General features: G+C 68.0%; 6 protein-coding genes. 5 read left to right on the forward strand and 1 reads right to left on the reverse strand.

Going from position 1 to position 9,365, the window contains the following annotated elements; genetic code table 11:
* The first annotated feature begins 152 nt into the window (after positions 1-152).
* Both D7V77_RS16335 and D7V77_RS16340 read left to right on the forward strand, forming a co-directional pair.
* Positions 153-1,826 carry a serine hydrolase gene (locus tag D7V77_RS16335; RefSeq protein ID WP_120577218.1) on the forward strand — a complete coding sequence of 558 codons (1,674 nt, stop codon included), beginning with the start codon at positions 153-155 and terminating at the stop codon, positions 1,824-1,826.
* Positions 1,827-1,936: 110 nt separating this feature from the next.
* Positions 1,937-4,006, forward strand: a complete 2,070-nt coding sequence (locus D7V77_RS16340) for a PQQ-dependent sugar dehydrogenase (RefSeq protein ID WP_120577219.1) — start codon at positions 1,937-1,939, stop codon at positions 4,004-4,006.
* A gap of 49 nt (positions 4,007-4,055) precedes the next feature.
* Here D7V77_RS16340 and ppk2 read toward each other — a convergent pair whose 3' ends face one another.
* Complete coding sequence (ppk2, locus tag D7V77_RS16345; RefSeq protein WP_120577225.1) at positions 4,056-4,856, reverse strand: polyphosphate kinase 2; 801 nt, start codon at positions 4,854-4,856, stop codon at positions 4,056-4,058.
* A 222-nt stretch (positions 4,857-5,078) separates the two neighbouring features.
* Between ppk2 and D7V77_RS16350 the strand changes: the two genes are divergently transcribed.
* The 3 genes from D7V77_RS16350 to D7V77_RS16360 all read left to right on the forward strand — a co-directional run.
* Positions 5,079-6,653 (forward strand): efflux transporter outer membrane subunit, encoded by a 1,575-nt coding sequence (locus tag D7V77_RS16350; protein ID WP_233597024.1) that lies wholly within the window; start codon positions 5,079-5,081, stop codon positions 6,651-6,653.
* Between the two features lie 10 nt (positions 6,654-6,663).
* Positions 6,664-7,674, forward strand: a complete 1,011-nt coding sequence (locus D7V77_RS16355) for an HlyD family secretion protein (protein WP_120577221.1) — start codon at positions 6,664-6,666, stop codon at positions 7,672-7,674.
* 25 nt (positions 7,675-7,699) lie between these two features.
* On the forward strand, positions 7,700-9,365 hold a 1,666-nt coding region (locus D7V77_RS16360; protein WP_199733793.1), incomplete at its 3' end, for an ATP-binding cassette domain-containing protein.

Below are 9,365 nucleotides of genomic sequence, written 5' to 3' on the forward strand. Positions count from 1 at the left end.
CATGGATGGGCATGCTCCTCGGCCGTGCGGCCCGTTCGCCGCACGGATGTGCCCGTTCGCCGAGAGCCAGTCCCCACCGGCTGAACACTCCCCCAGCGTGGCGTCAGCACAGGCAGGGTGCCCCCGTTCACCTCCTGCCCTGGAATCGCTCCATGCCGCGCAAGCTGCTCGTGTCGTCGTTCCTGTTCGTCGCGCTCACGTGGGCCCCCGCCCTGGCCGCGGACACGCTGCCCAGGGGCCGCCACAAGCAGGTGGATGCCCTCTTCTCGCAGTGGAGCAGCAAGACCCAGCCCGGCTGCGCCGTGGGCATCTCACGCGACGGCGTGCTGGACTACGCGCGAGGCTACGGCATGGCGGACCTGGAGCACGACGCGGCGGTCACGCCGCGTTCGGTCTTCTCCATCGCCTCCATCTCCAAGCAGTTCACTGCCTTCTCGATTGGGATGCTGGCGCAGGAGGGCAAGCTCTCGCTGGACGACGACATCCGCAAGTACGTGCCGGAGCTGCCTGCGTACGGAAAGACCATCACGCTCGCGCACCTGATGCATCACACCAACGGCTTGCGTGAGCAGGGACAGTTGCTGAACCTGGCGGGCTGGCGCGGTGATGACGTGTCCACCGAAGCAGACATCCTCTGGGCGCTGAGCCGGCAACGCGGCGTGAACTTCGAACCGGGCACGGAGGTCCTGTATGGCAATGCCGCGTACACGTTGCTGGCGTCCGTGGTGAAGCGCGTCTCCGGTCAGTCGCTGCGAGCCTTCACCGACGAGCGCATCTTCAAGCCGCTCGGCATGACCGACACCCGCTTCCGCGAGGAGCACACCGAGCTCTTTCCCCGGCGCGCCTGGGGCTACACCTCCCGCGACGGCGGGGGCTGGCGACTCAGCGACTCCCATTCCGACCATTACGGCGCGAGCAACCTGTACTCCACGATTGGCGACCTGCTGAAGTGGGAGCAGAACCTGCTCGACGCACGCATCGGTGGGCAGGCGCTGGTCGCGTTGGTGCGGACCTCCGGCAGGTTGAACGACGGCACCGCGACAGGCTACGGCGGCGGCCTCCGGTTGGCGGGGTATCGCGGCCTGGACATGGTGAGCCACGACGGCATGGACGGCGGCTACCGCACGGAGTCCCTCCTCTTTCCAGCGCAGCGGGTCGCCATCGTCACGCTCTGCAACAGCGGCACCATCGACGCGGGGGAGCTCGCACGGAAGGTCGCCGACGTATACCTGGGGGCGCACATGAAGGACGAAGTGCCGCCCGCGGTGAAGATGGCGGAGACGGAGGTGTCGGCACTGGCCGGCGACTACTGGAGCCCCCTGACGGATGAAGTGGTGCGCCTGGAGTTCAAGGACGGAGCGCTGCGCCAGGTGGGCGTGCCCAAGGCCTTCGTGCCCATGGGCGATGGCGCGTTCCGTCCAGGCGAGTCGACGCATGTCTGGCGCTTCTCGGGCTCGCGCGAGCTGAGCATCCGGGACTTCTGGCCGACGACGAGACCCTTCATCCGCGTGACCGCGCCGAAGCCCACGGCCACGGCGTTGGCGACGTTCACGGGGCAGTACCGCAGCGAGGAGGTCGACATGACCTTCACGGTGCGCGTCATGGACGGGAAGCTGGCCATCCGCTGGCCCCGCCGGGACGAGGTGGTGCTGGATGCGATCGGCGGTGACCACTTCGTCGGCTCGCTCGGCACGGTCACGTTCACGCGGGCGGCCTCCGGCGGAATCAACGGGTTGACCCTCAGCAACCGCCGCCTGCGCCGGTTCCGCGCGGAGCGGCTCGAGAGAGCGGAGGCGGTGAGAGCGGCTTCGACGGCAGGCAATTGAACCTGGGGGCGTGTTGATAGCCGCTCAACATCAGCCGACGAGTGCCAGAGAGTTCACTTGAGGCCTTTCATGGATTCCGTGAAAGAGGCGGAATGCAAAGGAGCGCCTCAATGAATGTTCGTCACCTTCTGGCCGGAGTCCTGGTCACCGTCACTGCTTGTGGAGAAAAGCCGGAGAACGACCCCGAACTCCAGACACAGACCGCCGCGGTGGTCGCCGGCTCGCGGCTCGTCAGCACGCAGTCCGGCCGCTGCCTCGACGTGGCGCAGAACAGCCAGACCGCGGGGCAGGAGCTCCACATCTATGACTGCCACAGCCAGGACAACCAGCGGTTCCTCTTCACGCCGGAAGGCGAGCTGCGCGCGTTCGGTGGCTCGTGGTGCGTCCAGCCGGAGACCGCCAGTTCCGGAGCCCGGGCCGTCATCGCCGCCTGCAATGGGACGGCGAACCAGCGGTGGGTCCGCAACACCGCCGGCGCGGTGATCCACACGGCGACCTCGCTGTGCCTGGACGTGTCCGGTCAGGCCACCGCCAACAGCTCGAAGGTCATCGTCTGGACCTGCAACGCCCAGACGAACCAGCAGTGGTCGCTGCCGGCCGACACCCAGGCGCCCACCGTGCCCACGGGGCTCGCGCTGTCCAACGTGACGTGCAACTCGGCCACGCTGTCCTGGTCGCCGTCCACGGACAACCAGGGCGTCGCCTTCTACGACGTCTACCATGACGGCCAGCTGATGAAGTCCGTCTCCGGCGCCACGGTGTCCACCGGGCTGACCGTGGTGCCCGGCGTGACCTGGGGCCTGTATGTGAATGCGCGGGACGCGGTGGGCAATGTCTCCCAGGGCAGCACCACGCTCTCCATCACCCCGCCGCAATGCCAGGCGGACACCCAGGCCCCCAGCATCCCCACCGGCGTCACCGCCACCGCGTCCGGCACCAGCGTGACGGTGAACTGGACCGCGTCCACCGACAACGTGGGCGTGCGCGCGTATGACGTGTTCCGGGGAGGCGTGCAGATTGGCTCGGTGGCCGGCTCTCCGCCGGGGACGACCTTCGTCGACAGTGGCCTGTCCGCGAACACGGCCTACACCTATGCCGTGCTCGCCCGCGACGCCCAGGCCAACGCGTCCGCCCAGAGCGCGTCCGTGACGGTCACCACCGGTCAGGCCTGCGCGAACGCCGTCTGCTCCGTCATCCAGGTCGCCACCGACACGGACATCCCGTGGGGCCTGGTGAACCTGCCGGACGGCACGGTGCTCTACGGCCGCCGCGACGCGCAGAACATCGTTCGCCTGGACCCGGCGACGGGACAGAAGACGTCCGTGGGCACCGTCCCCAACGTGCAGAGCACCGACGGCGAGGGCGGCCTGATGGGGCTGGCGCTTTCCCCCAACTTCTCCACCGACCGCTGGCTGTACGTGATGCACACCTCCCCCACCGACAACCGCATCGTGCGGCTGCGGTATGAGAACGGCGCCCTCAACACCGCGTCGCTCCAGGTGCTGCTCCAGGGCATTGGCCGCAACAAGTTCCACAACGGCGGGCGGCTGCGCTTTGGCCCGGACGGGAAGCTCTACGCGTCCACGGGTGATGCCCAGAACGGCGCCTACGCGCAGGACATCAACAACCTGGCCGGCAAGGTGCTGCGCCTCAACGCGGACGGCACCGTCCCGTCCGACAACCCCTTCGGCAACCATGTGTGGAGCTACGGCCACCGCAACCCGCAGGGCCTGGCGTTCGACTCGCAGGGCCGGCTGTGGGAGCAGGAGTTCGGCAACTCCGTGATGGACGAGACCAACCTCATCCAGAAGGGCGGCAACTACGGCTGGCCCAACTGCGAGGGCACGGTGTCCCAGGGCGGTTCGGGCTGCGCGACGGCCGGGTACATCGCGCCGAAGCAGACCTACTCCACGGCGGACGGCTCCTGCTCTGGCATCGCGGTGGTGCGCGACGTCCTCTACGTGGCCTGCGCCCGCGGCACGCGCCTCTACCGCGAGGTCATCAGCGGCACCAACCTGACCAACGTGCAGCAGTTCTTCGTCGGCACCTACGGCCGGCTGCGCACCGTGGAGCCGACTCCGGACGGCAACCTCTGGATGACCACCACCAACCAGGGTGACAAGGACAGCATCCCCGACAACAGCAACGAGCGGATCTTCCGCGTCGTTCTGGGTCAGTAGCGAGCAGGACAGCGCCGCGCCGTGACGAGGGCACAGCTCGTCACGGCGCTCAGTACCGCTCGGGGATGAAGTTCCGTCCCTTGAGCGAAGCGCCGTCGTCGTACTCGCCATGCTTGGAGCGCGGGGGCAGCTTCACCTTGGCGCGCTTCACCTTCTCGTACGGAATCTTCTCCAGCAGGAAGCGGATGCAGTTGAGCCGCGCCTTCTTCTTGTTGTCGGACCGCAGGATGTGCCAGGGCGCGAAGGGCGTGTCCGTCGCGGCCAGCATCTGGTCCCTCGCCTTGGAGTAGTCGTACCAGCGCTTCCAGGACTTGATGTCCATGGGGCTGAGCTTCCACTGCCGCAGGGGGTCGTCGATCCGCGCCGCGAACCGCCGCGCCTGCTCCTCCTTGCCGACCTCCAGCCAGATCTTCAGCAGGAGGATTCCGCTGTCGACCATGTACTGCTCGAAGACGGGGCAGCCCATCAGGAAGCGCTCGTGCTCTTCAGGCGTGCAGAAGCCCATCACGGGCTCGACGCCGGCCCGGTTGTACCAACTGCGGTCGAAGATCACGATCTCACCCGCTGCGGGGAAATGCGGCACGTACCGCTGCAGGTACATCTGGGACTTCTCGCGGCTCGAAGGCGCCGGGAGGGCCACCACGCGAAACACCCGGGGACTCACCCGTTCGGTGATGGCGCGAATCGTTCCGCCCTTCCCCGCCGCATCCCTGCCTTCGAACACCACGATGACACGCATCTGCGCGTGCTTGACCCACTCCTGAAGCTGGCAGAGCTGGGACTGGAGCTTGCGGAGCTCCTGGGTATAGGCCTTGCGCTTCAGGGGCTCTTTTGGGGTGTCCTGTGCCATGGCCATAGGGTTGTGCGGCCCCCCGGCACGCGCAATGTCAGACGTGCGCACGGTGCGGCGGATGACAGCCACGCCGTCCCCGGGTCGGTGGCTGGCATGGGCCGGCGGACATCGAACACTGCCCCCTGGGGCATTCGCACGGCTCGTACTTCCGCGCGCTTCACCCCGTGCGGACTCTGCCCACCCATCGAGGTGTAGCGGATGCGGGGGACGGCCAACGCCATGCAGGGGATGAAATCCTTCGTCAGCACCGTCTCCCTGCTCAGCGTCCTCGCCGGGTGCGCGGTCGGCCCCGACTTCAAGAAGCCCGAGGCCACGGTCGCGAAGGAGTGGCGCACCCAGGGCGACCCGCGCCTGTCGACACAGGGCGCGGTCGACACCCAATGGTGGAAGTCGTTTGGCGATCCCTCGCTGGACCGGCTCGTCGAGCTCGCCGCCAGGCAGAACCTGCCGCTGCAGATTTCGGGGCTGCGAATCGTCGAGGCGCGCGCCCAGCTGGCCATCCTCACCGGCCGGCAGTATCCGCAGGTCCAGGCCCTCTCCGCCAGCGGCGCCGCGGTGGGGCGCAGTGAGAACTCCGCCGCGGCCAACCCCATCAACTTGCAGAACCTGGGCTCCATCGACCGTCACTTCCTGGAGTACCAGCTGGGCTTCGACGCGCTGTGGGAGGTGGACTTCTGGGGCAAGTACCGGCGGGGCGTGGAGGCGGGGGCCGCGGGCCTGCTCGGGTCGGTGGCGGACTACCAGTCCTCGCTCGTCTCGCTCACCGCGGAGGTCGCGCGCACCTATGTCCTGGTCCGCACGTACGAGGTGCTCATCGAACAGGCGCGGGAGAACGTGCGGATCCAGGAGGAGGGTTACCGGATCGCCGAGTCGCGCTTCAGCAACGGCGTCACCTCGGAGCTGGATGTGACGCAGGCCTCGACCCTGCTGGAGAGCACCCGGGCCACCATCCCCCAGTTGGAAGCCGGGCTGGAGCAGGCTCGCAACGCCATGAGCACGCTCCTGGGCCAGCCCACGGGCGAGGTGGAGGCGCTGCTGGCGGGCCCCAAGCAGATTCCGGTGGCGCCCGCGACAGTGGCCCTCGGCATGCCGGCTGAAATCCTGCGGCGACGCCCGGATGTCCGCAGCGCTGAGTTGTATGCCGCCGCGCAGTGCGCCCGGATCGGCATCGCCGAGGCGGAGCTCTACCCGAGCTTCTCCCTCTTCGGGTCAGTCGGGCTCCAGGCGAGCACCAGCGCCGCGGCCTCCGGCAATCTCTTCTCCCTGGGCAGCCTCTTCTATTCCGTGGGCCCCCGGATCGTCTTTCCCTTCCTGAACTACGGCCGCCTGAAGAACGGGGTGCGGGTCGAGGACGCGCGGTTCCAGCAATTGCTCGTCAACTACCGCCACACGGTGCTCAAGGCGGCCCAGGAGGTGGCGGACGCCCTGACGGGGTTCATCCACGCCCAGCAGGCCATGACCTTCCAGCAGGCCGCGGTGAAGTCCGCGCAGCGGTCGGTGGAGCTCGCGTTGGTGCAGTACCGCGAAGGCGCCGTGGATTATCAGCGCGTGCTGGACGCGCAACGGTCGCTCCTGGAACAGCAGAACAACCTGGCCCAGACGAGCTCCTCCATCGCCACGAACCTGGTCGCCCTCTACAAGGCGCTGGGCGGAGGCTGGGAGGTCCGCCGCGACCAGCCCATCGTGCCAGAGCCGATGCAGGCGGAGATGGAGCAGCGGACCCACTGGGGCGACATGCTGTCCAAGCCGCGGACGCAAGAAACCAAGACGGTCTCGCAACCCGTCAAGCCATAGAGAGTCCGCCATGCCCTGGAAGCCGAAAGGGAAATACAAGTGGGTCATTGGGCTGGTCGCCCTCGCGATCATCGCGTTCATCGGCTTCAAGTATTGGAAGGGGAAGAAGTCCGCGCTGCCGGAGGGAATCGTCGCGGGCAACGGCCGCATCGAGTCGAAGCTGGCGGATGTCTCCGCGAAGGAGCCCCTGCGGGTGAAGGAGGTCCTCGTCAACGAAGGCGACCTCGTCAAGCCAGGGCAGGTGCTGGTGCACCTGGACACCACCACGCTGGAGTCCAGCCTGGCGGAGGCCAACGCGAACGTCGCGGCCACGCAGGAGAAGCTGGCGGTGGCCGAGGCGGGCATCGTCAAAACGAAGAGTGAAATCGAGCTCGCCACCATCGAGGCCGAGCGCTCCCGGAGGCTGGTGTCGCAAGGCGCCGGCTCGCAGCGGGACGTGGACGTTCGGGCGAGCCAGCTGGAGACCGCCCGGGCCAGCCTGGCGGAAGCAGAGGCCACGCTGAAGACCTCGCGGGAGGAGATCGAAGTGGCGCGAGCCAACGCGGCGACGATTCAAACGCGCATCGCCGACGCGACGCTCAAGTCTCCGGTGACGGGCCGCGTCCTCTACCGCCTCGCCGAGCCCGGCGAGGTGCTGTCGCCCGGCGGACCGGCGCTGACGCTCGTGAACCTGGAGGACGTCTTCATGGAGATCTTCCTGCCCGCGAGCGAGGCCGCCCGCGTGAAGATTGGCTCCGAGGCGCGCCTCACCGTCGACTTCGAGCCGGACCGCTCCATCCCTGGCTACGTGTCCTTCGTCTCACCCGAAGCGCAGTTCACGCCCAAGCAGGTGGAGACGAAGAGCGAGCGGGAGAAGCTGGTGTTCCGCTTGAAGCTCCAGGTCCCCCGCGAGCTCGCCAGCCGCTACGTCGAGCGCATCAAGACCGGCATTCGCGGCGTCGGCTACGTGAAGGTGGACCCTGAGGCCGCATGGCCTTCCCGGCTTCAGAACGTCGTCACCGCGGAATCCGAACCCCACTAGCCCGGCGACAAGGGAGGGCCCAGCCATGGTCTCATCCGTGTCTCCAGGGTCGCCAGTCGGCTCCAGCAGCCGGCTCGTGGTCTCCATCCAGGACGTAACCCACCGCTACGGCAAGGCCGTCGCGCTCGACGGCATCTCGCTCGACGTCCCCAGCGGCATCCGGGTGGGCATCGTGGGGCCTGACGGCGTGGGCAAGTCCACGCTGATGGCCCTGGTCGCGGGCGCCAAGAAGATGCAGCAGGGGCGAGTGATGGTCCTGGACGGGGACATCGCGGACGCCCGGCACCGGCGCGACGTGGGCCCGCGCATCGCGTACATGCCCCAGGGCCTGGGCAAGAACCTCTACCTGGAGCTCAGCGTCTACGACAACGTGGACTTCATGGCCCGGCTCTTCGGGCTGTCCCCCGAGGAGCGCAAGGTGCGCGTCCCGGAGCTGCTCGCGGCCACCGGGTTGGGAAAGTTCGCGGAGCGCCCCGCCGGCAAGCTCTCCGGCGGCATGAAGCAGAAGGTGGGGCTGTGCGGCGCGCTGGTGCACGACCCGGACCTGCTCATCCTCGACGAGCCCACCACCGGCGTGGATCCACTCTCACGGCGGCAGTTCTGGAGCCTCATCGACGAGATCCGCGCCGGGCGCCCCGGCATGAGCGTCATCATCTCCACGGCGTACATGGACGAGGCGCAGCAGTGGGATTGGATCGTGGCCATGGACGCGGGCCGCGTGCTGGCGACAGGGACGCCCGCGGAGCTGATGGAGCGCACAGGCACCCAGGACCTGGAGAAGTGCTTCATCGCGCTGCTGCCCGAGGAGAAGCGCCGGGGCCACAAGGAGATCACCATCCCGCCCCGTCCCCCGGGCAAGGCGGAGCTGGCCATCGAGGCCCACGGGCTGACCCGCCGCTTCGGGACCTTCACCGCCGTCGACCACGTCACCCTGTCCATCGAGCGCGGTGAGATTTTCGGCTTCCTGGGCTCCAACGGCTGCGGCAAGTCCACGACCATGAAGATGCTGACCGGCCTGCTGCCTCCCACGGAAGGCACGGCGAAGCTCTTCGGCAGCTCCGTGGACGCAGGCAGCATGGAGGTGCGCAAGAACCTGGGCTACATGACGCAGGCGTTCTCGCTCTACGGCGAGCTGAGCGTTCAGCAGAACCTGGTCCTGCACGCCCGGCTCTACCACCTGCCTCCAGACAAGGCGAAGGCGCGCATCGAGGAGCTGGTCGAGCGGTTCGGGCTGGGCTCGCACCTGGAGGCGTTGGCCGGAGACCTGCCCATGGGCCTGCGACAGCGGCTCTCGCTGGCCGTCGCCGTGCTGCACGGGCCGCAGATCCTCATCCTGGACGAGCCCACGTCGGGAGTGGATCCGGTCGCCCGGGACAGCTTCTGGGAGCTGTTGATCGACCTGTCTCGCAAGCAGGGCGTCACCATCTTCGTGACCACGCACTTCATGAACGAGGGGATGCGCTGCGACCGCATCTCCCTCATGAACGCGGGCAAGGTGCTGGCGGCGGACAGCCCCCAGAAGCTCATCGAGGCCCGGAACGCGGACAGCCTGGAGACCGCCTTCATCGGCTACATGGAAGACGCCATCGCGGAGAAGGCTCGCGCCGAGGGAAAGGACCTGGGCCAGCGCACCTTCACCCTGGACGACCGCGAGGCCCTGCGAAGCCGCTACGTCGCGAAGCTCGACGGCG

Source organism: Corallococcus sp. CA041A (assembly GCF_003612075.1).
GTDB lineage: Bacteria > Myxococcota > Myxococcia > Myxococcales > Myxococcaceae > Corallococcus > Corallococcus exiguus.

Excerpts from the sequence above, each read along its gene's own strand:
- D7V77_RS16340 (WP_120577219.1), top strand. The coding sequence starts at position 1,937 with ATGAATGTTCGTCACCTTCTGGCCGGAGTCCTGGTCACCGTCACTGCT.
- ppk2 (WP_120577225.1), bottom strand. The coding sequence starts at position 4,856 with ATGGCACAGGACACCCCAAAAGAGCCCCTGAAGCGCAAGGCCTATACC.
- D7V77_RS16355 (WP_120577221.1), top strand. The coding sequence starts at position 6,664 with ATGCCCTGGAAGCCGAAAGGGAAATACAAGTGGGTCATTGGGCTGGTC.
- D7V77_RS16335 (WP_120577218.1), top strand. The coding sequence starts at position 153 with ATGCCGCGCAAGCTGCTCGTGTCGTCGTTCCTGTTCGTCGCGCTCACG.
- D7V77_RS16350 (WP_233597024.1), top strand. The coding sequence starts at position 5,079 with ATGCAGGGGATGAAATCCTTCGTCAGCACCGTCTCCCTGCTCAGCGTC.